The following is a 22,837-nucleotide window of genomic DNA, read 5'->3' as shown; positions in this document are numbered from 1 at the left end:
ACACGCAGTGACTGAGGGTTGTCCTGCGGCGACAAGGGGAACGGCCGCCATCCGCCCTCGATGGACGGGTGACGGCCGTTGCGGGTGGGGTCAGAAGACGGGCTTGCCGCCGGTCACCCCGAGCACGGTGCCGGAGACGTAGCTGGCCTCGTCGCTGGCCAGGTAGACATAGGCGGTGGCCACCTCGATGGGGTGCCCTGCGCGACCCAGCGGCGTGTCGGCACCGCACTTCTCGACGCTCTCCGGCGTCTTGGTGGCGGGCTGCAGCGGCGTCCAGATCGGCCCCGGCGCCACCGCATTGACCCGGATCCCCTGGGGGCCGAGGTCGGCCGCCATCGAGACGGTCAAGTTGTTCAGTGCGGCCTTCGTGGCGGCATAGTCCATCAGGCTCTCGGACGGATCGTAGGCCTGTACCGAGGTGGTGATCACGACGGAGGCACCCTGCTGCAGGTGCGGCAGGGCCGCCTGGCAGAGCCAGACCGTGGCGTACAGGTTGGTCTCGACGGCCTGGCGCATCTCGTCCTCGCCGATCTCGGCGAGACCCTCGGTGCGGCCCCAGTGGTAGCCGGCATTGGCCACGACGATGTCCAGGCCACCCAGGCCCTGCACGGCCTCGTCGACCAGCTCCTGGTTGGCCTGCTTGGTGCGCAGGTCCTTGGCCACCAGGACGGCGGTGCGACCCTCGGCCTCGATGAGCTGCCTGACCTGCTCGGCGTCGGACTGCTCGTCGGGCAGGTAGCCGATCGCCACGTCCGCACCCTCACGGGCGAAGGCGATGGCGGTGGCACGGCCGATGCCAGAGTCGCCACCGGTGATCAAGGCCTTCTTGCCGACCAGCCGTTCGCGGCCGACATAGCTCTGCTCGCCGTGGTCGGCGGGCGGGTCCAGCAGGGTGGTCAGGCCGGGCCACTCCTGCTGCTGGGCGGGGATGGAGTCCATGCGGGAGGTGTCGATGTCCATGCCCCGACGCTAGGGCCGCGAGCGCTTCGACGGGAGGGCTGTTCTCGCTGGGCGTGATGCCGGAGCAGGGGGATCGGGCATCAGCAGGTCCTGGGCGAACAGAATCGCCGCGGTCTTCGCGAACATCGCTGCCATTCCGCAACCGGCCTGACCTGGCCCGTCCGCCCCCGACATCACCACCCGGAGAGCCGCAGCCCGGCAGCGCCAGCCGGCCCGTCGTCGTACCCGCAGTCACTCCGCACACGGGCGCACCCGACAACACGGCTCCGACACGATCCCGACCGCCGTCACGAAAGATCGGGGCTAGCCCTGGGCCTCGCCGAGGCGCGCTTCGGGCGTGAGCTCGGCGGAGAGACCGCCGCCGGTCGCAGCCCGGGCCAGAGCGCGACCCAGCGCAGGTGCCTGCTTGAACAAATTGTGACCGGCCACAAAAAAGACGGAGCCTGCCTCCCACACGGCCACGCCGTCCTCACTCCACGGGAGGTCGGTCACCCAACAGTGAAGGAAGTCGCGCGGCTCTGGGTGGAGACCGGGCAGCGCCCGTGTCACGTATTCGCGTGCGCGTTCGTCCAGCGATCGAATCGCCGCAGAGTCGATGAAAGTTCCGTCCTCGCGGACGCCGACGGTGTCGCTGAGTCCGACCGAATAGCTGTTGTTGCCCGGTAGCGGCGTCGCGTAGACGCCGACTTCGCCGAAGACGCCGCTGCTGTCCTGCAGGCACGCGACTCGTGCCGGGGCGGCGGCTTTCACGTCGAAGGTCAGCCGGACGTGTGCGGCAAGGCGAACCGGCAGCGACAGGCCGACGCCGCGTGCCAGCCGGGCGGTTTCGCGGCCGGCGCACACGACCACCTTGGAGTAGACAGCCCGGTCGGTGACGCTGCGCACCTCGACCGTCCCGTCGGCGCGGGGATCGATGGAGATGACCTCCCCGGTGGTGACCGCATCTGCGAGGGCACCCGTGAGTGCCGTGATCGCGGCGCGGGTGCGGATCGCGCCGCCTGACTCGTCGAGCACCGCTGGCCCCGAGTACCCAGCGAGCAGCGGCATTCGCTGGGCGACCTCGTCCGCGTCGATCTCGTGCGCTTGCACGCCGCCGACCTGGTCGAGCACCCGCAGCCGCGCCAGGGCGCTGTCTCCGATCGCCAGGACACCGTCGGATGAGACCAGCTCGACGTCGAAGTGCTCGGCCCACTCATCCCATACGCCGCGGCTTTCGCGCGCGAAAGCGACGAGTCGCGGGTCGTCGTGGGCATGCCGGAAGATCCGCGACTCGCCGGCGGACTGACCCGTCCCGGGCAGACCAGCCTCGTACAAGCGCACCGGCACGCCCTGCTCCCGCAGCGCGTACGCCGTCGACAGACCGACGATCCCTCCCCCGATCACTGCTACCTCGGGTGAACGCGTCGTGGCAACGCCGTCGTCAGTTGCTGTCATCGCGGTTCCTCGATCTGTTGGTGATGAGCGATAGGCCGCAAGAGAAGGGCCCGCTGCCACGACGTCAGCGAGCTGTGCAAGCCCGAAGTCACCGCGCGCAGCGACCCCTCCTCTCTGGGCCAGTACTCCCGGTCTGTGGTGTCAGGCGGGGAGCTTGGATCCCAGTACGTCGAGCTTCTCGATCGTCGGTTCGGAGAACAACGTGCCGGTCTGCTCGCCGAGAGCTACCGCAACAGGGCCGGACAGGTGGGCGTCACGTCCGGCGTCATCGGGGAACACGTCGAAGATCCCGAACGAGGTCGGACCGAGGCGGATCGCGAACCACGCGGTGGTCGCCTGCTCGTCCTCAACAAGCGCACGGCCGCTGTCAAGGAACTCCTTCACGTCGTCCTCCTTCCCGGGCAACGCGTCAAACCTGACCAGCAATCCCTTGGTCACACTCATGACTTCTCCTCTTCCTTTGTCGTGGTGCCTGCGAGCTGAGACACTATGGCCTCGGAGAACGCCGGCAGGTCCTCCGGCGAGCGGCTGGTGATGAGATTCTTGTCGACCACCACGTCCTGGTCGACGACGTCGGCGCCGGCGTTGCGCAGGTCGGTGCGAATGCTCGGGAACGATGTCAGGGTGCGACCGGCGGCCACGCCGGCCTCGATCAACGTCCACGGCCCGTGACAGATCGCCGCCACTGGCTTGCCGCTCTCGACGAAGTCACGGACGAAGGAAACGGCGTCCTTGTCGACCCGGAGCTGGTCGGGGTTCACCGTGCCGCCGGGAAGCAGCAAGGCGTCGTAGTCGCCCACCGAGGCGTCGGCGACCAACCCGTCGACGGTGAACGTGCCCGCTTCATCCAGGTCGTTCTTACGGGCCTTGATCTCGCCGTCGTGGATCGAGAGGACCTCGGTCTGAGCGCCCGCGCGGTTCAGCGCTTCGCGAGGTTGCTCGAGCTCAACGCGCTCGACTCCGTCGGCGGCGAGGATCGCGACCCTCTTGCCCTGAAGATCTGCTGCCATATCAGCTTGCCTTCTTTCCGTTTCACATGCCGGGCTTGATGACGACCTTGGTCCAACCCTTGGACCTGGAGTCGAAGTTCCTGTAGGCATCGGCAGCCTGCTCCAGCGAGATCTCGTGGGAGACGATCCAGGACGGCTTCGCCTTGTCAGCCGCGATGAGGTCTCGCAGCCGGCGGTTGTACCTCTTGACGGGGGCCTGACCGTTGCCCATGGTCTGTCCCTTGAACCAGTGGGTGCCGAAGTCGATGGCTGCCTTGCCCTGCTTGGCCAATTCGCCCTTGGCCCCCGGGTCCTGGGGGACGAACACGCCGACGGTGCCGATCCCGCCGGTGAACCGGACCGAGTTGATGAGCATGTTCAAGGTGGCGGCCGGGTCTTCATTGCCCTCAGGGTCGTGGGCCTGGTAGCCGACGCACTCGCAGCCGCGGTCGGCTCCGAGCCCCATGGTCTGGTCCAGCACAGCCTGCACGGGGTCGACCTTGGAGTCGTCGATGGCGATCGCGCCGATCTGCTCGGCCAGCGCGAGCCGGTCGGGGTGGCGATCGACCACCATCACCTTTGCGGCGCCCTTGATCGTCGCCGACAGGGCGGCCATCAGTCCCACGGGGCCAGCCCCGGCGATCACGACGCTGTCGCCCGGGATCACGCCTGCCATCTCGGTGGCGTGGTAGCCGGTGGGGAAGATGTCGGAGAGCATGACGTAGTCGTTCTCCTTCTCCTCCGCATCCTCACCCAGGCGCAGCGCGTTGTGGTCACCGAAAGGCACACGGAGCAGTTCCGCCTGCCCGCCGCCGTACGGGCCCATTTCGGCGAAGCCGTAGGCCGCACCGGCGGCCGACGGGTCCGGTTGCGTCGTCAGGCAGTAGTTCGTAAGGCCGCGCTCGCAGTTCTTGCAGAACCCGCACGAGATGTTGAAGGGCAGCACGACCCGGTCGCCCACCTTGACCTTCTCCACTCCCTTGCCGATCTCCACCACCTCTCCCATGTTTTCGTGACCGAACGTCCGACCTACCTCGAAGGAGGTCCGCCCCTCGTACATGTGGAGGTCCGAGCCGCAGATGTTCGTCGACGTTACCCTGACCAGGACATCGGTGGGTCGCTCGATCTTCGCGTCCGGAACATCCGTGACCGCGACATCGCGCGGTCCCTGATAGACCACAGCCTTCATAGTGGATCTCCAATCGTTGTGTGGTGACTTTCCAGACCCTACGTTCTCCACCGACAACGAGGGGGTCGTAGGCAAATCAGGCCGGACCCGGGGGCTAGCCCGGATCGTCCACGACGCCGCGGAGTGATCGGTGGAAGCACGAAGGCGCCTGCCCAGCCAGGGAAACTTGCGATTGCGATGTCCCAAGTTCTCCGCGTTGGGAGGCACTCCGTCGGTGAAGCGTACTTCATGGTCGACGGGTCTGTCGGTGACGGCCGACGTCGGCGTGGTGGCTCACACCGGCAGCATCATGACCAGGCTCCTGGCCGACCGGACCGGCCTGACCGACGAGCTGTCCAAGGCGATCGCCGACATCGGCGTGCTGCGCCACCAGGCCGGTGTCCTGGGCCCGGTCGCATCGGCCCCGACGGTGTGGCGCACGCCGAAGTCGATGACGCCCGGTCGACGGAATAAGATCGCGGCCGCCCCTGCTCGGGTCCGGCGCCACGGGTGGGCCCAACTGCCCGGCGGCGTCCCGGCGTCCAAGGTCGCCGGGACCGACCTCGCCGACGTCATCGTGCTAGACATCGACGCCACGATCGTGATCGCGCACAGTGAGAAGGAGAACACGACACGTGCGTGCATGAGCACCTCGGGCCCGCCCTCGCCGCGACAAGGGCCATCGAGGTGCGCACGCAAACCGCGCTGCCCCGGGCGCTCACGCCGTACCCGACACCAGAGGTCCAGCACGACACCCCGCCACAACGACCCACTGATGCCGTGGTCATCGTGGGGATGCCCGACCGTGCCGCCCTGCTGCGCTTGGGTCAGGACCCTCGCCTCCAGGCTGTCCTCACCGAGCAGTCATCCCTTGTGTCGGCTGTCCGAAGCCACTCGGTGAACCGGACCATCGACGGTCTCACTCGGCCCTGAAACGGGCACGGGGATGCGCAGCGACTCGCTGTAGAAGTGCGGCCCCGTGTGGCTGGCCTGCGAGCCGCTGGCCTCGGCCTGAGGGTCAGCTGCCCAGCGGGGGCACCTCGACGACGGTGCGGCCGGTGCCCCTGCCCGCCAGCAGTTCCTCGGCGGTGTGCTGCACGTCGGCCAGGGCGACGGTGCGCGTGATGCCATCCAGGCGCTGCGGCGCGAAGGCCTCGGCCAGGAGCTGCCAGGCAGCGGCGCGGCGATCCGCGGGCGTGCGGACCGAGTCGATGCCCAGCAGCGAGACGCCCCGCAGGATGAAGGGCATCACGTTGCCCGCAAACTTCGGGCCGGCTGCCAGGCCGCAGGTGGTGGCCACGCCCTCCTGGTACAGGCAGGCCAGGGCGCTGGCCAGTGGGGCGCCGCCGACGGCGTCGATGGCGCCCGCCCAGCGCTGCTTGGCCAGCGGCTTGCCGCCGGTGTCCAGGTCCTCGCGGGAGATGATCGTGGAGGCGCCGAGCGCCGTGAGCTGGTCGCGCAGCTCGTCGGGGCGGCCGGTGACGGCATGCGCCTCGTAGCCGGAACCGGCCAGCAGGGCCAGTGCGACGGAGCCCACGCCCCCGCCGGCGCCCGTCACCAGAACGGGGCCGCGGTCGGGGGTGAGGCCTGCGCGCTGAAGGGCGAGCAGGCTCAGCGAGGCGGTGAAGCCAGCGGTGCCGATGGCCGCGGCCTGCTTGGCCGAGAAGGCATCGGGTACCGCCACCAGGTCGTCGCCGCTCACCGTGGCCAGCTGCGAGAGACCGCCGTGGTGCTCCTCGCCGAAGCCGGCCCCGGTCATCACCACCCGGTCGCCGGCGCTCCAGCGGGGGTTGCGGCTCTCCACGACCTCGCCGACCAGGTCGATGCCCGGGATCAGCGGGTGCTTGCGGATCACGCCGGGGCGCCCCTGCAGGGCGAGGGCGTCCTTGTAGTTGATGCCGGAGTAGGTGACGCGGACGGTGGTGTCCAGGTCCTCCAGGATGTTCTCGTCAAGGTTCTCCAGAGCGGCCTGGGCCCCGGACTCGGTCTCGCGGACGATCCATGCGGTGAAGGTCATGCCATCAGTTCTTTCACGTGTGCCGCAACAATTCCAGTACCAACCGGGCCCCTCGAGCGTGTGATTGTCCCGCGTCAACTAGTTGGTAGGAATTCTGGCTGGGAAAAGGTGGGGACGGTGGGGTCCGCCAGGCCACGGTGGACCTCGGAGGGCCGGTTCCGAGCCAGGTGTTCGTGTGGTCGGACGGTGTTGAACTCGACCCGATAGGCATCGGCCTCGCGGACCAGCTCGAGCCCGTCGTCGATCTGCTCGCGGTAGAGCCGCTCGTACGTCAAGATCTGGAAGGCCCGTTCACGGACCCCCCTTCTGGCCGGGGGGGCCTGACACGAGTCCGAACACGCCTGAGCACCGGGTGGGCGGTGATGAAGTGCTCGAACCGGAACGAGCGAAACGGCCCACCGTTGTCGGTGACCAGCCTGATCGGGAGGACCACACCGTCTCTGGATCAGTGAGGTGGCCGACCAAGGACATGCCGCCGAGCATGGCTCCAGCCTCGCAGGATCACAGCATTTCTAGTGGTCGCGGTCCGCTCGGCGGCGGAAACGCTCGATCCAGAGCATCCAGGTCTTCGCGGGTCAGCTTCACGTCCAGTGCTGTGGCGTTGTCGCGCACATGCTGCGGGCTGCTCGCCTTGGGGATCGTGCAGAGCGAGTCGCGGCGCAGCACCCAGGAGAGGGCCGCCGCCGCGGGGCTGACGCCGTGGCGGGCCGCGACGTCGTTCAGCGTCGTGTCGTGAAGGATGCGGCCCTGCTCGATCGGCGAGTACGCCATGACCGGCAGCTGGTGGTCGGTGCACCACGGCAGTAGGTCGTACTCCGGTCCTCGCCGCGACAGGTTGTACAGCACCTGATCCGTGGCCAGCCCGCTGCTGCCCGGCAGGTCCCCCAGGTCGGCGAGGGCCAGGTGGTCGAAGTTGCTGACGCCCCAATATCGGATTTTCCCGTCCTCGACGAGCTGTTGGAAGGCCGCCACCGTGTCCTCCAGCGGGTACCTGCCCTGCCAGTGCAGCAGGTAGAGATCGATCCGATCGGTGCCCAGGCGTTTCAAGCTGCGTTCGCAGGCCGCGATCGTGCCGGTACGGGAGGCGTGGGACGGCAGGACCTTGCTGACCACGAACGCCTCGTCGCGGCGACCCGCCAATGCTTCACCGAGCACCTCCTCCGCGCCGCCGTCGGCGTACATCTCGGCGGTGTCGACCAGCGTCATGCCCAGCTCGAGGCCGGCGTGCAGCGCTGTGACCTCGTCGCGGCGGCGGCCGGGGTCCTCACCCCAGCCCCAGGTGCCCTGGCCCAGCACAGGGATGAACTCCCCGCTCGGCAGCGTTATCCGCCGCATCCGCGATCACTTCCCTTCTGGTTGTGCTGAGGTGGGACGCGGTCTGAGATCCTCGAAGGGCCAGCGCGTCCCCGGCCGGTGCTGACTTGCTGTGTGGGTCATCGGTCGAGTTGGAAGACGGCCCGGACGCAGCCGTCCTGCTTGTTCTTGAACATCTCGTAGCCGTGGGGTCCTTGGTCCAGCGGCATGATGTGGGTGGCGAGATGCTCGGTGGAGAGCTCGCCGTCGGCGATGTGCTGCAGGATCTGGGGGATGTAGCGATGGCCGTGCTGCTGGGCCCCGCGCACGGTCATGCTCTTGTTCATCATCGCGCCGAGCGGGAACTTGTCGACGAACCCGCCGAAGACTCCGAGGATGAAGAGGCTGACGCCCTTGCGGCAGGCGTAGATCGCCTCCCGTAGGGCGGTGGGCCGGTCAGACTGCAGCCGCAACTGCTGCTTGACCTGATCGTATATGTAAGCCGGGCCGGTTCCGTGCGCTTCCATCCCTACTGCCTCGATGACGACGTCCGGGCCGCGGCCGCCGGTGCGTTCCTTCAGTTCGGCCACGATGCTGTCCTCGGTGTAGTCCAAGGTGTCCGCACCGATGTGTTGCCGGACCTGGGCAAGGCGTTCGGGAAGCCGGTCGATGACGATGACCTGCTCGGCGCCCATCAACATCGCGCCGCGGGCGGCCATCTGTCCGACCCCGCCGGCGCCCCACACCGCGACCGTGTCACCCGGGGTGATGCCGGCGCCGTCTGCGCCGGTCCACCCGGTCGGGGCAGCGTCCGAGGCGAACAGGGCCGCCAGGTCCGACACCCCGTCCGGTACGGTGAACGCACCCTGGTCGGCATAGGGGACCCGTACGTACTCGGCGTGGCTGCCGGCGAAACCGCCCAGCATGTGGCTGTAGGCGAAGCAGCCGCCGTTGGCGCTGCCCCACATCCCCTCGCTCAGGCCCGGGTTGGGGTTTCCGTTGTCGCACAGTGAGTACAGCTTCTGGGAGCAGTACCAGCACTCCCCGCAGGCGATGAACGAGCAGACGGTGACGCGGTCGCCGACCTTGTGGTTGCGGACGTTCTTGCCGACCTCGGCGACCTCGCCCATGAACTCGTGACCGAGCACATCACCGGCGCGCATCGACGGGATGTACCCGGCGAGCAGGTGCAGGTCTGAGCCGCAGGTGGTGCTAAGTCGCACCTTGACGATGATGTCGTGGTCGTTGAGGATCTTCGGGTCCTCGACGGTCTCCACCGACGTCTTGTTGACGCCGGTCCAGCACAGCGCCTTCACAGCACTCCCTCCCCGCCGGCGCGCCGGGTGACGACGTCGATGAGCTTGCCTGTCGGGGTCGGCGGACGGCGGCCGTGCGGAGTGGGATCCACCCGCAGAACCTCCCCGACCTCGACCAGCTGCTTGGACTGCCGCAACGCCGACCGGACCTGCTGGCGCGGATCGTGGCCGCTGACCCGGGCCCGCGCTGCACGCGGCCCGGTCGGCTCGGGCACCCGCAGCCGGGCGGCGAACTCGGTGCCCTTTCCGCCGGGGGCCGGCCGGACCTGGACCTCGACGAGGTCGCCCAATTCTGCCAACGGACCGGGCATCTGCCCGTTCGGCATGACCTCATCCTGGCTGCGGTTGAGCGTGACGCTGTGCCAGCGCCCCGTGGACTCCTCGCCGGCGGATTCGGGCGTCGATTGAACAGCGCGGCGGGCGACGACCCCGCCGGCGGCTGCGCCGGCCAGGACCGCAATGACCATTGCTCGTCTCATGTGCTACCTACCTCCAGGAGGTTGCGGGTACCGAGGTGCCGGGTGTCGAGCTGGTAGTCAGCCCCGTCTGCGCCATGTGGCGTACCGGGCTGCTCACGAGCGGTTTCCGGCGCCGGTGGGCTGGACAGTACTACCACGGCGGAACAGAGGGAAGAGGTCATCGGGTGAGCGGCTGGTGGCCAGGTTCCCGTCTCGGGCCGCCTCTTGGTCCACCACGTTCGCGCTGTCGAGGCCGCGGTGGCGGTAGCCGTTGCGTTGCGCCACCCGTCCGGGGCTGGGCTGGCCGTATTCTGCGCCGACCACCGCGTCAGCGTCCGCGGAGAGGAGGGCGTTGAGCATGGTCTGCAACAGGCTGCGCATCATGTCCGGCGAGGCCTCGGTGAGCAGCTCGCCAAGAACGTGATCGGGGTCGACAATATGAGGGGCGGTCATCGTGATGATTCCTTCGAGGATGCTGTGAGAGGTGAACTCGAGGACCACGCGGTGACCGCCCTGCCGTCCAGAGCCAGTCACCACGGTTACACCACCGTGAGGGACTCAACTCATGATGACCTCCATTTCGTGGGCTCACGTGGGGTTCAGATGTCCCCACAAGTCCCTCGGAAGCCCCTTGGTGCTCATCGGACCGAGACATGGAACAAGGCGTTCCCCCTAGTCAACTAGGAGAAACGCCTTGTGAGCGAAGTTCTTGAATTGGTCGGGGCGACAGGACTCGAACCAAAGGACTTCACCCGCGTTCCCCCAGTTGACCAGGCGTTTCCCTTAGACCTCTGGGGAATCGCCGCGCCCCGTGGGACATACGTGGGACTTGAGTTCCAGTCTCTCACGTCGCAGGTCGGCGAGCGCTGCCCCATTCCTTGGAGCCGCCCCGGGGAGTGTGCGCGGTAACCTGTAACCAACCGTTCAGCCCGCCCCGACCCCGGTCGCGAGTGGGCTGGATCTCTTTCAGACGTGGTGGGCAGACTCAGCCTCGTGAGTCGATGACGTCCCTCAGCACTTCGAGCTGGGTATGGACGATGTCTTCAACCAAGTCGCGGTCAATGCGGAAGTACTCGTGAATGACGACATTGCGCAGACCCGCAATGGCTGGCCAAGGCACCTGCGACATGGCGTCCTTGGTCTCGTCGCTCAGAGCGCGAACTGCCTCGCCAATCACCGCCAAGTTGCGCAGGACCGCCTCATATGCCATTTCGCCGAGCTGTTCGTCACCGAAGTGCGTCGCGTACTCACGACACCTGTCGATGCTCGCAAGAATGTCGCTGAGCCGCTGCTCGTCCGACCGACTCACAACGGCACCGCATCTGCCAACGCCGTCTCCGCAACGCCATCACGCAGAATCGACGCCGCCACGACATCAACCCGCCAGCCGAGCAATTCGCCCAGCTCCTCACTCAGCCCCGCAATTCGGAGCAGGTCATTGCCTTGGCCAGGAACCAGATCGACCAGCACGTCGATGTCGCTCTTGGCGGTCGCCTCACCACGAGCCACCGACCCGAACAGGCGCGGGTTTACCGCACCATAGCGGCGAAAGATCTCATCGATGCCCTGAGCATGCGCATCGAGACGCACGCGCGCATCCCGGCTCTCCACAGTCATCGTCATGAACTGATCGTAGCCGGTGGACCCGAGGCGCCGGCGACCTGCCGCACCTCGACCTGGAGCGTCCCGCCCAAGCAGCGGCATGGAGCCTTCCCGATGAGGTCACTGCGGCCAGCTCACCTTGCCAGTCCGGCCGCGTCGAACTCTTGCTGCAGCCGCGGACGACGGCGATGGACCTCGCGGATCTCACGAACGACGGCATCGAGATCGTCGCCTTGGCCAGCGGCGATGGCGAACTGCCGGGCGCGAACCAAGAGATTCGCTGCGCCGCGGTAGTACCGCGCACCCGTCTCGCGGAGCTCATCGTCGGCCAGCCGAACCAGGACAGGCACGGCCTCGTCTGGGTGGGACAGGCCCCTCGCCTCAGCCAGCTCACCCCACAAGCCAGCGCCCACCAGGTCCGCGTGCTCGTGGGCCACCTGCCACGCGGAATCCACATCAGCCAGCTGGCGTAATAGGAAGGCCACGGCCTCCCACGGGCGTCCCTTGAGGCGTCCAACCACCTGCTGCTGCAGTCCGGGCCATCTGTCGCCCGCAGCTGCGTGCACCTGCGCCGCGGTGCTCTGGGTAGGCCATCGCTCAAACAGCTCCAGGCTGGACGGCAACACCTCGCCGGGGTGGTGTTCTGCCAGCAAGTCCCGCCACAATTTGCCTGCCCGAAGCGCCTGGTGCTCGGGTGGCATCAGGGCCGCCCGCCGGGCCCAGTCAATAGCCCGCTCCACGTCTGCGATCTCAACGAATGCCTCAGCCGTCTCCAGCGCCCACGCCGAAACCGACCCGTCCCTGGCATGCGTGGCGATGATCGCCTCCACATCACGGTCCAGCACGGCGAGCCGGCGGGCATTGTGCTCCAGCACGAAACGTTCATGCGAGTAGCCGTCGCAAGCAGGCACACACCCAGCTAGGACGGACTGTCGTCGGGCCAGTTCCGCGCGGTAACGCGCGATGCCCGCTTCCCTCAGCACCGGGGCGTAGGCCACCGGATCCAAGGTGAAGAAGTCGCACTCCTCGTCGAACTGGAACTTCATCATCCATGCCACCAGCCGTGCCACCGGCACCTTCGCCGCCGTTGCCGTCACCGGATGCAGCGCAATCAGACGCTGACAGGCGTCCCCGATGATCCCGGCCGAATCATCGGCACGCATGATGATCCGAAGCGACGACATCAACGCCCGCTGACACACGTCATGGACCACCGAGGCATCCTCGACGCCCACCGCCATCTCGAGGATGTCAACGGCCTCGTGCATCTGGGAGCCGTGCTCATTGGCCGCCCGATACCGATGCAGGTCGCCACTCGAGCGGATCAAGGGCAAGACCTCGTCGGCCAGGTCGCTTCGCATGCATCCATCCTGCCACCGGCGACATTCATGGCACGCCCCTGGCAATTCGCCCTGCACCACAGGGTCAGGAAGCCTCGCTCACACCCATCAATATGCATCCAGGCCCCCACAGGGTAGTCTTTTGCATACTGGAGGTGAGATGTGAAGACGACAGGTGTCCCGGCCGCCCTGGCCGCTGCCCCACTGCGCACCGTGCGCCCCGTGATGTTGCGCGACCTGTATGCCAACCCGGAGAAGGAGCTCCTACGCCTGCAACGCGCCGGACGTGTCGTGCGCATCGCCCCTGGCACCTATACCGTCAAACCCGACGACATCGACCCTGTCATGCCCTGGCGACCCAACCCCGAGGAAGCGGCCATGGCCTACGCCACAGCCCAGTATGGCGACCGCATCCCCGTCCTGTACGGCATCGGCGCCGCCCGCTTCCACCACGCCATCCCCCGCGCCATCGCCACCACAGTCATCGCCGTCCCGCAGCAGCACCGGCCCGTCGTCCTCACCGACCAGACACAGGTGACGTTCACCACCACCGACGTCGACGCACTCGACGCCCGGCTCGAGACCGGCCGCCTGGGCGCCTTCCTCGTCACCACCCCCGAACAGACCTTTGTCGACCTGATCGCCCGACCCCAGCTTGGAGGCCTGTCCAACGAAGCCAGCGCAGCCGTCAAGGCCTTGGCCGCGCACGTCGACCCCGAAACTGCGTTGGGTATCGCGAACCCACGAGCGAGAACCCTCGCCCGGGCTGTCGAGGAGGCACTGCCATGACCACCCCAGAACACGACCACACCCCTACTGCTCGGCGCTCCCCCAGAGTGACACGGCAACCAGCCACCGCCGGGTCGCACAAGCTCTCGGACGCGGATGCGCGTCGCCAGATGGAGCACTACGGCGTTCCCCGCGAGTCGATCGAGCACGACTTCGTCATCTCACATGTCCTGGCGGCCATCGCTCCCCTGCGCGACCAGTTCGTCTTCTACGGCGGAACTGCACTGAGTCGCACCATCCTTGATGGCCTGCGTCTCAGCGAAGACATCGACCTACTCTCCAGCGGACCCCGCCCAACGGTAGTCAAGGCGTTGGACGACGCGATCCGGACCCGACTGGCCCGGAGCTTCGGCAAGGTCACGGCTGAACCATCCCTCACTGAGGCGAAGCGAGACACCGACCCCAGCATCTAGTGGATCGGGAACACCGCGCTGCGGATCCAGCTCATCGATGGACGCAACTACATCCCACTCCCCCGCTGCACCACCCTGGTCCATCAGCACTACCACGGCCTGCCCGACATCGAGCTCACCACGCCCACACCGGCCGGATTCGTGGTGGCCAAGACCATGGCGTGGAGTGACACCACCCGCAACGCACCCCGCGACCTCTACGACCTTTGGGCCCTGGCCACCGCCGGACACATCACCGCCGACGCAGCACGCACCTATCGACGCATCGGCCCGACCGGCGGCTACCCCAAGCCCTGGAACCTCCCCACAGGCGCCCCTTCCCCTGACGAATGGTTCGCCTCCTTGAACCACCAGTGCCAGCCGCAGGTCACTCCCCAAGAAGCCCACGACGTCACCCTCGCAGCCTGGCACCGCGCCGTGACCGTTGCAGAGCAGTCGCCGCTCCAGACGGAGCACTGACCGGCCGGCACGGTCAGGACCCCCACGGCTTGGGTGGGCATGACCACTCATCCAGACGAACTGAGCCCCGATCGTCCGCTCATCATCGAACAGCTGCTCCGGGAGGCAGATGAGCTCAGCGCCGCCGGCGCACCCCACGACCAGGTCGACGACCTCATCCACGCCGCCCTGGAACTGCTCACCGACCAGACCCCGGCGGTGCACTGATGGCCCGCCGACCACCCACCGAAGCCCAGAAGGCAGAACGAGCCGAGCAACTCGAGCACCTGCAGGCGCAGATCGCCGACAAGGTCGCCGACCTCACCAGCTCCGAGCAGTGGCAGGCCTGGCTGCGCGTCGCGACCCGCTTCCACCAGTACAGCTTCAACAACACCATCCTGATCTGGACCCAACGCCCCGACGCCACCCTGGTCGCCGGCTACACCACCTGGCAGAAGAGCTTCCACCGCCAGGTCAACCGCGGCGAACAAGGCATCCGCATCCTCGCCCCCGTCACACGCCGCGTCCCCAAACTCAAGCCCGATGACACACCCGTGCTCGACGACAAGGGCAAACCGGTGATGGCCACCCAGATCGTCGGGGTCAAGCCGACCAGCGTCTTCGACATCAGCCAAACCACCGGCGACCCCGTCCCCGAACCACCCCGCCCCGCCCTACTCACCGGCCGGGCCCCGGAGGGTCTCTGGCAATCCCTCGCCAGCTTGGTCCACGCGCAGGGCTTCCGACTGGAGAGGGGCGACTGCCGCGGCGCGAACGGATACACCGACTACACCACCCGAACCGTCAAGGTCCGCGACGACGTCGACGACGCCCAAGCCGTCAAGACCCTCGCCCACGAACTCGGCCACGTCCTACTCCACCAGCCCACCACCGATGCCGCCCCGGTCTGTCGGGACAGGCGCGAGGTCGAAGCCGAATCCGTGGCCTACCTCGTAACCGCCGCCCATGGTCTCGACAGCAGCCAGTACACCTTCACCTACGTCGCCGGCTGGGCCGAACAAGCCCTCCCCCACCACAAGGAAGGCACCACCATCGCAGACGTCATCCACATCACCGGCACCCGCGTCCTCAAGACCGCGCACCAGATTCTCGACGCCACCTCCGCACCAGACAACACCCCCACCATCGGCCAAGCCCTCGCCGAGACAGTCGCCCGAAACGTCGCGGCAGACCGCACGGCGATGCTGCCAGACGGTCCGGCTCCCAGGTGGGACTCAGGGACGCGGCGATCTTCAGACCCTCCCGCCAGGTTGAGGTGCTCGGGTCATCCCTCGGTCGCGAGTCCTGCAGCTCCACGTCTGTGACAGTGGCGGGCATCTGGGCGCCTTGTGAGCGGACGAGCACATTTCCTGCCGCCCAGACGAACCAGACCCGTGCGGATGGCACCGTCGCGCTCGTCGTCCAACGGAGCGCTTCGTTCGCCCGCAAGCCACAGGCGGTCGCGGAGGTTGGTGGACACCCGCGACAGCGAGTACGGCTGCGGACTCGCGGTCGCCTGGTCGCTGGTCGCTGGTCGTGCGCGGCCAGACATGGTCGAGCAGGCACAGGCCCACCGCAGCCAGCAATTGCCCGCTTCAGCGGTCAGTGTTTTTCAGATGTCATGGTCCAAGTCATGCCAGCAGTGTCGTCGGAATGGACAGCTCCGCCAGCGAATATTCGCTCCGGCAGCGGCAAGAGAGGGCGCGACAGCCGAAGGCTACGCACCACGCGGCAAATGAGGATACTTGGTGCCGCCTGTTTTCGAGGCCTAGGTAAGTGGCGGCCAAGACGCCCTGATCTGGTTAACGACGCAGTTCTGCCACATGTCCCCCGAGGGAGCGGACGGCGTAGTTGATGTTCTTCAGAACCCCGTACAGATCAGTGCCGCCAGCGACCGCGCCTTCCCGGGGGGCAGGAATGATCCCAGCGCGGGTTGGAAGGTCGAGCAGTCGAGTTTCGCTGAAGGGTGCCAACAAAGGATCGTCGCCTCGGTAACGCAGGGTTAGCGTTGTCTCATCGGGCATGCCAGCAGGTTGGTCAACGTTGCCCGGTTCATCATCCTCGTGAGCGATGCGCCAAGCGAGGCGAAGAGATGCGCCGGGTGGCAGGTCGAAGGGGCGCGGTAGCTGTTCCCGGAGCCGGTCACCCAGCTTGTCGCCCATCGCTGGCCATGGCTCAGGCTCAAGGATGACTTCGCGGGCGGGGGTACGGCCGGTGTTGTGGATGACGAGGTCCCAAGTTGGGGGCCCGGCGATGCCCGGTACGAGATCGGCCCACAGGTAGGGGCGGGTAGCGCGCTGGGAGTCGGCGATGGCCTGGGCCGCGGCCTCACGCTCCTTCGCGGCAGCCTCCTGACGTGCCTGTTCAGTCAGCGCGTTGGCGGCACGGGCGGCGACTGCCTGACTACGGGCGACGACTAGGGCGAGACAAGCCACGGCAAGGAGACCCACGTTGACCCCGGTAACGATGATCTCGCTTAATCCGTGATGACGCACGGCCAAGGCTACGGTCGCCGACGCCCCGGCCAACACAGCCAGGACCATGACCACGACGGCCAACCCCCATGGCCAAGCGGACTGCCGTTGGTGCATGACCACTCCCCTCTGCCGCACAGGTTCAATCAACTTAGATAGGAGTATCGCGCATCGATAGCGGTTGACCTGCGACAGATGCGCGCGTTCGATACGTCAGTTCTTATGCGGCGTCGGCCTAGCGGCGGAGACGGGTGGACGCCGATGGTGGATTCTCGACAGGATGCCGTTACCAACCACGTCAACCTCGTTCCCCTGGAAGCAAGAAGGGGTCACGGATGCCCCTTTCGGCAAGCATCCGCCGTTCCAGAGTCCTGTCGTTCTCCAGGGCGTGCCGCAGAGCCGCGCGCGCGAAGGTACGGAACCTGGGATCGTTCCATAGCGCCACGATCGCCTGACGTGACTCCCGCTTCAGGTGCGCACCCGACGCGTTATAGACAAACCCGCGATAAGGGTCCAGCTTCGGCCAATCCCGCGCACGCTTACCTCGCTTCTCGTGACCGTGCGGGACGGCGGGGTATGGCTCGGCGTCCCCCTTGTGGAACTACCACGTGCGATACAGACCGTGCTCACCCGAGCGGGAATACAGCTCCAGGATGTTGGGCATCGAAGGCTCGGGCGCAGTGGAGCTCTCCGCCTCCGAATTCAACCCGCCGTCGGCGGGCGCAGCTTCCTCCTCGGCAACTCGGACCCCGAACTCGTCGTCCGCGTGTCACCCGGCATCGACGTACCACTCATCGTCCCCCAACCCCTTGTAGCCCCCCAAGGGTACTCATCACCTTCGTACTCCCACCAGAAGTATGACCACCGTTCGTAGAGGCGCATACCTCACCGTTGCGATCTGCAGGCGCCAACTGGCGAAGGGAACGAAGACGCCCTGCGATCACGTGCGGCGGAACGGATAGCCTGAGGGCACCCAGAATCCCATTCTCTACATACGAGTCGAAGGCCAAAGCGGTCAGCGATTCCATGCGGCCAGCATGCATCAACAGTTGCATTTCCGACGAGGAGCGCACTCCAGCACCGTCGCGCCAGGTCTGGGGCTGCTGCGACAGCCAGGTTGTGCTGTAACGCGAGAGCCAACTGGGCCACGCACGTGTCGCAACGCGTTGCCGCGCCTCGATCGCACATCTGGCTATGTCAACTTCATTTGGCCCCGGGTTGTCGGTCGGGCTGGGCCCCGGTTGGGTGCGAGAAGCCAACCCAGAGTGAACTCCGGGCAGCTTATGGGGGGCAGTTCATGTCAGTGGTGTCGGCGCAGGCGCAGGGAGTTGGTGATGACGCTCACCGAACTGAGGGCCATGGCGGCTGCGGCGATCATCGGGGACAACAGCCAGCCGAAGGCGGGGTAGAGCACTCCCGCGGCGATCGGAATGCCGATGACGTTGTAGATGAATGCGAACAGCAGGTTCTGCTTGATGTTGCGCATAGTGTCGACGGACAGGTCGCGGGCCTTGACCAGGGCTGCGAGGTCGCCACCGAGGAGGGTCACGTCTGCGCTCTCGATGGCGACGTCGGTCCCGGTGCCCATGGCGACGCCAACGTCCGCCCCGGCCAGGGCAGGGGCGTCGTTGACGCCGTCACCGGCCATCGCGACCGTGTGACCTTGCTCCTGGAACCGCTGGACGTGCCCATGCTTCTGATCCGGAAGCACGTCCGCGATCACCTCGTCGATGTGGAGCTCGTCGGCGATGGCGTGGGCGGTGGTGGCGTTGTCCCCGGTCAGCATCACGATCCGCATGCCACGGTGACGTAGGTCGTCGATGGCCTGGGCGGTGGTGGGCTTGAGTGGGTCGGCGATGGCCAGGATGCTTGCAGGCTGACCATCGACAGTCACGATGACGGCAGTGGCTCCTTGGCGACGGAAGGCGTCGATGTCGTCGGTCAGGGGGGTCGTGTCGGCATGCTGGGTCGTGAGGAAGGCAGGGCTGCCGACCATGACCTGGTGACCGTCGACCAATGCTTCGACGCCGCCACCCGGGTGGGCGGTGAATGCAGTGGCGGTCGGTACGGTGACGTCGCGTTCTCGCGCCGCGTCGACGATCGCGCGGGCCAAGGGATGTTCGGACCCGGACTCGACAGCGGCCGCCATGGCCAGCACGATCTCGGCGTGGTGGCCGGCGACGACCTTCTGGTCGACGAGGCTGGGATGGCCCTGGGTCAGGGTCCCGGTCTTGTCGACCACCAGGGTGTCGATCTTCTGCAGTCGTTCGAGTGCTTCGGCGTTCTTGACCAGGACGCCATCGCGGGCTCCGCGACCAACCCCGACCATGATGGACATGGGTGTGGCAAGGCCAAGCGCGCAAGGGCAGGCGATGATGAGCACGGACACTGCAGCAACGATCGCGAACGGTAGCCGGGGCTGTGGCCCGACCGTGGCCCAGACGGCGAAGGTGATCAGTGCGATGCCGATCACGACCGGCACGAACACAGCGGAGATCTTGTCGACGAGCCCTTGGATGGGGGCTTGGGAACGTTGCGCCTGGGACACGAGGTCGACGATGCGGGCCAGGGTCGAGTCGGCGCCCAGGCCGGTGACCTCGATGACCAGGCTGCCGCCGCTGGTGATGGTGCCGCCGATCACACGGTCGCCGGGGTTCTTGTCAACAGGTACCGGCTCGCCGGTGATCATGGATTCGTCGACGTAGGCGTGGCCGTCGACCACGATGCCGTCTGCTGGGATCTTCTCACCGGGGCGGACCCGGCAATGGTCGTCGACCTGCAGGTCCGCGGATGGCACTTCCTCTTCTTCTCCGTCGGGGTTGATGCGGTGCGCGGTGGCTGGCGACAGGTCCAGCAGGGCGCGGATGGCACCCGAGGTCTGGTCGCGTGCCCGCAGTTCGAGTACCTGCCCCAGCAGCACCAGGGTGATGATCACGGCGGCGGCCTCGAAGTAGACGCCGACCCGGCCACCGTCATCACGCATGATGGCCGGGAAGATCCCCGGGGCCAGGACGGCGACCACACTGTAGAACCACGCGGCACCCACACCGAGGCTGACGAGGGTGAACATGTTGAGGTGCCGGCTGGCCACTGATCGGGCGCCACGTGCGAAGAATGGCCACCCGGCCCACCACACCACGGGGGTGGACAGCGCGAGTTCGACCCAGGGCACCCACGCCCCGACGGCCAAGGCCGGGACCATCGCCAGCACCACCAGGGGCAGGCTGAGCACGGCTGCCACGCGGAGACGGCGGCGCATGTCTGCCAGCTCTGGGTTGGGTCCGTCGTGGACGCCCACCGAGACCGGTTCGAGCGCCATGCCACAGATCGGGCACTCGCCCGGCCCATCCTGCCGGATCTCGGGGTGCATGGGGCAGGTCCATCCGCCATCGCGTGGGCCGGTGTCGGCCTGTGATGGCGGGGCGCTTTGCCCGCCGTGCTCTTGGTGGGCAGCAGTCTGCCCGGGGTGGGTGTGCTGGTGTGCTGCTGGCGCGGGGGGCTGTCCGTCCGGTTGGAGGAACATGCCGCACTTGGGGCAGCGGCCAGGGTGGTCACTGGTGACCTCGGGGTGCATGGGGCAGGTGAAGGAGTCCCCTTCAGCCGTGATGGGCTCGTCGGGTGGGGTAGGGCTGGTCATGGTCTTCCTCGTCCGTTGAGTGGTGGTGCTCTGTGGTGCTGGTGGGCGCGTGGTGCGAGGTTCTTGGCTCAGTGGTGATCGGCCCCGTGGTTCATCATCCGCATCATGAGCCACATCATCACTACGCAGCCGAGGGCGGGGATGACGGCGGCCATGACGCCGCCTGCGGCGAGGCTGGCACGACCTGTCCACAGGTATCCGGCCACGATGAGCAGCATCGGGGCACACATCAGCAGGTGCATCCAGTGGTGGCTCTTGCCGTGGCCTGTCATCTTCGGGTCGTGCCGGTGCTGCACGGGCTCGAGTACCGGGTCGGCGGCGGGGCGGGGAGCGTCGCTGTCACTGCGGTTGAGCTGGGTGGGGCTTGTGTACATGGTGGTCTCCTTCGTCGTGTGTGGCTGGCTGCCGTCACCATCCAGACTGTCGAGCGTCCATGAAGCTGGACCGGGGCAAAGAATGAAGGTTTGACCAAGACATCTGTCGACGACTCGTGGACTCTGAACAGGTGTCGACAGGGAAATCAAGCAGCCCAGAGGAGCCTGCCAGCGATAATCATCTTCGAGGGGCTTGGGACGAGATCGAGCAGCCATGCCGCGCCCAGAGACCTGTCAGAGCGTGACGTCTCCCGGCACCCCTGCATCCCCCCCCGACTCTCTCGGCGTGGCCATGATCGACCGCATCGTCCACCACGCGACCGTCCCGCCCGCTCCGGCGAGGCCACCGAACCCCAGCCCGCCGAGAACTCCTCCTAGAAGGACCGCAACAGTTGATGACCCGCCAGGAGGAAGACCGAGCTCGTGTGGCAGGGAAACCTGCCCATGACTGACGGGAATCAGTGGCATGCTCCCAGCTCGTGACTGCTGTGGGTGGGTGGCTCGAGTTGGAAGCTGGAGTGCTCGACGTCGAAATGGCTGGCCAGACAGGCTTGGACCTCGTCTAGTAGTTGTGGTGCGTGTCCATTGCGGAAGCATTCCTCATCCACAACAACATGGGCCGACAGGGTTGGCTGGCTGGAGCCAATGCTCCACACGTGGAGGTCGTGCACAGCATGCACGCCGGGCACCTCGATTAGGTGTCGGGTGATCTCGTCGAGGTCGGTTCCGGCAGGCGCCGCTTCGAGAAGCACGAGTCCTGCGTCACGCAGCAACCCCCATGATGCGTGGAGCATGAGTGCACACACGACCAAGGAGGCAATGGGATCGGCACGAGTCCAGCCGGTAAGCATGATCACGAGCCCTGCGATCACAGTGCCAATGAAGCCGTAGAGGTCGGTGAGGATGTGCTGATAGGCACCTTCCACGTTGAGGCTCGAACGATTGGCTCGGGCCACCAGCCCAGCGACGACGATGTTCACCACCACCCCCACCAGAGCCACGGCGAGCACGGGACCACCCGACACCTCAGGCGGGTGGATGAGACGGCGGACCGCCTCAACGCCGACGATCCCAGCCACCACCAGCATCGTGATGCCGTTGACGGCTGCGGACAGGATTTCTGCGCGCTGCCATCCCCAGGTCCACCCACCATGCGCCGGTCGGCGCGTAAGCTTCATCGTCCAAAGCGCGATTGCGATCGCCCCGACGTCTGAAAGCATGTGTCCTGCGTCAGACAGAAGCGCGAGCGATCCTGTCACCAAGCTCACGGCGACCTCACAAGCCATGAACAGGCCCAACAGAAGCAGGGCCGCTGTGAGGTAACGGCGGTCTGCATCACCCGCGATGGCGTGCTCATGCCCCTCGTAATGCCGTTCATCCTTCCTGCGGGACTCACTCACTGCCAGCACCATCCTCGGCGAGGCACAGGTCGACGTTCTCCCCCGTGCAGGCCAGAACATGCTGGGCTGCACCCAGCAAGGCCCGGGTGGCTTCGGGGTGCGCCAACGTGTAGAAGGTCGCTCGACCATGGGCATGACTGTCCAACAGTCCAGCATCTCGCAACCACCCCACATGAGCGGACACCGTGGACTGGACCAGGCCCAAGTGGGAAACCAGGTCCACGACACGATGCTCGCCAAGAAGCAGGTGTTGCACGATCTGCAAACGACGGGGATCAGCCAAGGCTTTGAACAGGGCCGCCCCGCGTTCGAGTGGAGTGACTGCAGGAGCGTTTATCATCGTCATATACCGATGATATCAGTGATGAACGATCTAGTCTTGTGCTGGGACAGTGGAACCAGCGATGTGCTGTCCAGTAGATGGTCCTCCCCATCACGACGCGCTGCACCAGATCGGACATGCAGTGGCTCGTCGCACCGGGACGCGCATACTGCCTGCCCGGCTGAGCACCCCTTCCCACATGCCGAGCTCGTCACAGCCCGGGAACCCACCCGGCCAGTCGTGCCACGCCAACTTGGAGGCCTTGTGTCAGGTGATCCCGGTCCCAGGATGTGCTTCTTGGACCATGACTCCTCGCAACCCACAGTGCAGAGCTTCTCAGTCCTTGTCCGTCATTCTCGTGATCATGTTGCAGGCGCAGGTGGAAAAGGACGTCAGCCCCGTGCGGGCATGCG

Annotated in this window: 20 protein-coding genes and 2 pseudogenes; 4 read left to right on the top strand and 18 right to left on the bottom strand. The window is 66.7% G+C overall.

What is annotated here, in order from left to right; genetic code table 11:
- Positions 1 to 90: 90 nt before the first annotated feature.
- The 13 genes and pseudogenes from ABD073_RS07440 to ABD073_RS07380 all read right to left on the bottom strand — a co-directional run bounded on the left by ABD073_RS07440 (position 91) and on the right by ABD073_RS07380 (position 12,598).
- Positions 91 to 960 carry an SDR family oxidoreductase gene (locus ABD073_RS07440; RefSeq protein ID WP_343873370.1) on the bottom strand — a complete coding sequence of 290 codons (870 nt, stop codon included), beginning with the start codon at positions 958 to 960 and terminating at the stop codon, positions 91 to 93.
- A 303-nt stretch (positions 961 to 1,263) separates the two neighbouring features.
- Positions 1,264 to 2,394 (bottom strand): NAD(P)/FAD-dependent oxidoreductase, encoded by a 1,131-nt coding sequence (locus ABD073_RS07435; RefSeq protein ID WP_343873369.1) that lies wholly within the window; start codon positions 2,392 to 2,394, stop codon positions 1,264 to 1,266.
- 141 nt (positions 2,395 to 2,535) lie between these two features.
- The gene (locus ABD073_RS07430) at positions 2,536 to 2,838 is read right to left on the bottom strand and encodes a putative quinol monooxygenase (protein WP_075818624.1); all 303 of its coding nucleotides are present in this window, start codon (positions 2,836 to 2,838) and stop codon (positions 2,536 to 2,538) included.
- Entirely contained in the window at positions 2,835 to 3,404 is a 570-nt protein-coding gene (locus ABD073_RS07425; RefSeq protein ID WP_343873367.1) for a type 1 glutamine amidotransferase domain-containing protein, read from the bottom strand. Before ABD073_RS07425 ends, ABD073_RS07430 begins: the two co-directional genes overlap by 4 nt.
- 22 nt (positions 3,405 to 3,426) lie before the next feature.
- Positions 3,427 to 4,572, bottom strand: a complete 1,146-nt coding sequence (locus ABD073_RS07420; RefSeq protein ID WP_343873365.1) for a glutathione-independent formaldehyde dehydrogenase — start codon at positions 4,570 to 4,572, stop codon at positions 3,427 to 3,429.
- 997 nt (positions 4,573 to 5,569) lie between these two features.
- Positions 5,570 to 6,568, bottom strand: coding sequence for an acrylyl-CoA reductase family protein (locus tag ABD073_RS07415; RefSeq protein WP_343873364.1), 999 nt, complete (start codon positions 6,566 to 6,568; stop codon positions 5,570 to 5,572).
- 501 nt (positions 6,569 to 7,069) lie between these two features.
- Positions 7,070 to 7,903: an aldo/keto reductase gene (locus tag ABD073_RS07410; protein ID WP_343873363.1), complete on the bottom strand. Its 834-nt coding sequence runs from the start codon at positions 7,901 to 7,903 to the stop codon at positions 7,070 to 7,072.
- 98 nt (positions 7,904 to 8,001) lie between these two features.
- A complete protein-coding gene (locus ABD073_RS07405; protein WP_343873362.1) occupies positions 8,002 to 9,177 on the bottom strand; it encodes a zinc-dependent alcohol dehydrogenase in 1,176 nt (391 codons plus the stop codon).
- Entirely contained in the window at positions 9,174 to 9,644 is a 471-nt protein-coding gene (locus ABD073_RS07400; protein WP_343873361.1) for a hypothetical protein, read from the bottom strand. Before ABD073_RS07400 ends, ABD073_RS07405 begins: the two co-directional genes overlap by 4 nt.
- Positions 9,645 to 9,878: 234 nt before the next feature.
- Positions 9,879 to 10,088: pseudogene (locus tag ABD073_RS07395) on the bottom strand (transposase); the annotation flags it as partial.
- Positions 10,089 to 10,620: 532 nt separating this feature from the next.
- Positions 10,621 to 10,944 carry a HepT-like ribonuclease domain-containing protein gene (locus tag ABD073_RS07390; protein ID WP_343873360.1) on the bottom strand — a complete coding sequence of 108 codons (324 nt, stop codon included), beginning with the start codon at positions 10,942 to 10,944 and terminating at the stop codon, positions 10,621 to 10,623.
- Positions 10,941 to 11,258 carry a nucleotidyltransferase family protein gene (locus tag ABD073_RS07385; RefSeq protein WP_343873359.1) on the bottom strand — a complete coding sequence of 106 codons (318 nt, stop codon included), beginning with the start codon at positions 11,256 to 11,258 and terminating at the stop codon, positions 10,941 to 10,943. The genes ABD073_RS07390 and ABD073_RS07385 overlap by 4 nt, the downstream gene beginning before the upstream one ends.
- Positions 11,259 to 11,371: 113 nt before the next feature.
- On the bottom strand, positions 11,372 to 12,598 hold the full coding sequence (locus tag ABD073_RS07380; protein WP_343873358.1) for a hypothetical protein: 1,227 nt from the start codon (positions 12,596 to 12,598) through the stop codon (positions 11,372 to 11,374).
- A gap of 201 nt (positions 12,599 to 12,799) precedes the next feature.
- On the opposite strand from ABD073_RS07380, the gene ABD073_RS07375 reads away from it, so the two are divergent.
- The 4 genes and pseudogenes from ABD073_RS07375 to ABD073_RS07360 all read left to right on the top strand — a co-directional run bounded on the left by ABD073_RS07375 (position 12,800) and on the right by ABD073_RS07360 (position 15,542).
- Positions 12,800 to 13,366, top strand: coding sequence for a type IV toxin-antitoxin system AbiEi family antitoxin domain-containing protein (locus tag ABD073_RS07375; protein ID WP_465262320.1), 567 nt, complete (start codon positions 12,800 to 12,802; stop codon positions 13,364 to 13,366).
- A pseudogene (locus ABD073_RS07370) lies at positions 13,363 to 14,238 on the top strand (nucleotidyl transferase AbiEii/AbiGii toxin family protein). Before ABD073_RS07375 ends, ABD073_RS07370 begins: the two are co-directional and overlap by 4 nt.
- A gap of 39 nt (positions 14,239 to 14,277) precedes the next feature.
- Positions 14,278 to 14,445, top strand: coding sequence for a hypothetical protein (locus tag ABD073_RS07365; protein ID WP_343873357.1), 168 nt, complete (start codon positions 14,278 to 14,280; stop codon positions 14,443 to 14,445).
- Positions 14,445 to 15,542 (top strand): ArdC-like ssDNA-binding domain-containing protein, encoded by a 1,098-nt coding sequence (locus ABD073_RS07360; RefSeq protein WP_343873355.1) that lies wholly within the window; start codon positions 14,445 to 14,447, stop codon positions 15,540 to 15,542. Before ABD073_RS07365 ends, ABD073_RS07360 begins: the two co-directional genes overlap by 1 nt.
- A 477-nt stretch (positions 15,543 to 16,019) precedes the next feature.
- On the opposite strand, the gene ABD073_RS07355 is transcribed toward ABD073_RS07360, so the two are convergent.
- The 5 genes from ABD073_RS07355 to ABD073_RS07335 all read right to left on the bottom strand — a co-directional run bounded on the left by ABD073_RS07355 (position 16,020) and on the right by ABD073_RS07335 (position 22,448).
- Positions 16,020 to 16,766, bottom strand: coding sequence for a hypothetical protein (locus tag ABD073_RS07355; RefSeq protein ID WP_343873354.1), 747 nt, complete (start codon positions 16,764 to 16,766; stop codon positions 16,020 to 16,022).
- A 1,225-nt stretch (positions 16,767 to 17,991) separates the two neighbouring features.
- Positions 17,992 to 20,328, bottom strand: coding sequence for a copper-transporting P-type ATPase (locus tag ABD073_RS07350; RefSeq protein WP_343873353.1), 2,337 nt, complete (start codon positions 20,326 to 20,328; stop codon positions 17,992 to 17,994).
- Positions 20,329 to 20,396: 68 nt separating this feature from the next.
- A complete protein-coding gene (locus ABD073_RS07345; RefSeq protein ID WP_040159608.1) occupies positions 20,397 to 20,702 on the bottom strand; it encodes a hypothetical protein in 306 nt (101 codons plus the stop codon).
- 458 nt (positions 20,703 to 21,160) lie between these two features.
- Positions 21,161 to 22,114 carry a cation diffusion facilitator family transporter gene (locus ABD073_RS07340; protein ID WP_386751633.1) on the bottom strand — a complete coding sequence of 318 codons (954 nt, stop codon included), beginning with the start codon at positions 22,112 to 22,114 and terminating at the stop codon, positions 21,161 to 21,163.
- A complete protein-coding gene (locus ABD073_RS07335) occupies positions 22,095 to 22,448 on the bottom strand; it encodes an ArsR/SmtB family transcription factor (RefSeq protein ID WP_343873352.1) in 354 nt (117 codons plus the stop codon). The genes ABD073_RS07340 and ABD073_RS07335 overlap by 20 nt, the downstream gene beginning before the upstream one ends.
- Between the last annotated feature and the right edge of the window lie 389 nt (positions 22,449 to 22,837).

Source organism: Luteococcus peritonei (genome assembly GCF_039526385.1).
Classification (GTDB): Bacteria; Actinomycetota; Actinomycetes; order Propionibacteriales; family Propionibacteriaceae; genus Luteococcus; species Luteococcus peritonei.
The sequence above is the reverse complement of the archived record's forward strand: the minus strand, read 5'-3'. Positions and strand labels throughout refer to the sequence as shown.

Excerpts from the sequence above, each read along its gene's own strand:
- ABD073_RS07440 (WP_343873370.1), bottom strand. The coding sequence starts at position 960 with ATGGACATCGACACCTCCCGCATGGACTCCATCCCCGCCCAGCAGCAG.
- ABD073_RS07435 (WP_343873369.1), bottom strand. The coding sequence starts at position 2,394 with ATGACAGCAACTGACGACGGCGTTGCCACGACGCGTTCACCCGAGGTA.
- ABD073_RS07430 (WP_075818624.1), bottom strand. The coding sequence starts at position 2,838 with ATGAGTGTGACCAAGGGATTGCTGGTCAGGTTTGACGCGTTGCCCGGG.
- ABD073_RS07425 (WP_343873367.1), bottom strand. The coding sequence starts at position 3,404 with ATGGCAGCAGATCTTCAGGGCAAGAGGGTCGCGATCCTCGCCGCCGAC.
- ABD073_RS07420 (WP_343873365.1), bottom strand. The coding sequence starts at position 4,572 with ATGAAGGCTGTGGTCTATCAGGGACCGCGCGATGTCGCGGTCACGGAT.
- ABD073_RS07415 (WP_343873364.1), bottom strand. The coding sequence starts at position 6,568 with ATGACCTTCACCGCATGGATCGTCCGCGAGACCGAGTCCGGGGCCCAG.
- ABD073_RS07410 (WP_343873363.1), bottom strand. The coding sequence starts at position 7,903 with ATGCGGCGGATAACGCTGCCGAGCGGGGAGTTCATCCCTGTGCTGGGC.
- ABD073_RS07400 (WP_343873361.1), bottom strand. The coding sequence starts at position 9,644 with ATGGTCATTGCGGTCCTGGCCGGCGCAGCCGCCGGCGGGGTCGTCGCC.
- ABD073_RS07385 (WP_343873359.1), bottom strand. The coding sequence starts at position 11,258 with ATGACGATGACTGTGGAGAGCCGGGATGCGCGCGTGCGTCTCGATGCG.
- ABD073_RS07380 (WP_343873358.1), bottom strand. The coding sequence starts at position 12,598 with ATGCGAAGCGACCTGGCCGACGAGGTCTTGCCCTTGATCCGCTCGAGT.
- ABD073_RS07365 (WP_343873357.1), top strand. The coding sequence starts at position 14,278 with ATGACCACTCATCCAGACGAACTGAGCCCCGATCGTCCGCTCATCATC.
- ABD073_RS07360 (WP_343873355.1), top strand. The coding sequence starts at position 14,445 with ATGGCCCGCCGACCACCCACCGAAGCCCAGAAGGCAGAACGAGCCGAG.
- ABD073_RS07350 (WP_343873353.1), bottom strand. The coding sequence starts at position 20,328 with ATGACCAGCCCTACCCCACCCGACGAGCCCATCACGGCTGAAGGGGAC.
- ABD073_RS07345 (WP_040159608.1), bottom strand. The coding sequence starts at position 20,702 with ATGTACACAAGCCCCACCCAGCTCAACCGCAGTGACAGCGACGCTCCC.
- ABD073_RS07340 (WP_386751633.1), bottom strand. The coding sequence starts at position 22,114 with ATGGTGCTGGCAGTGAGTGAGTCCCGCAGGAAGGATGAACGGCATTAC.
- ABD073_RS07335 (WP_343873352.1), bottom strand. The coding sequence starts at position 22,448 with ATGACGATGATAAACGCTCCTGCAGTCACTCCACTCGAACGCGGGGCG.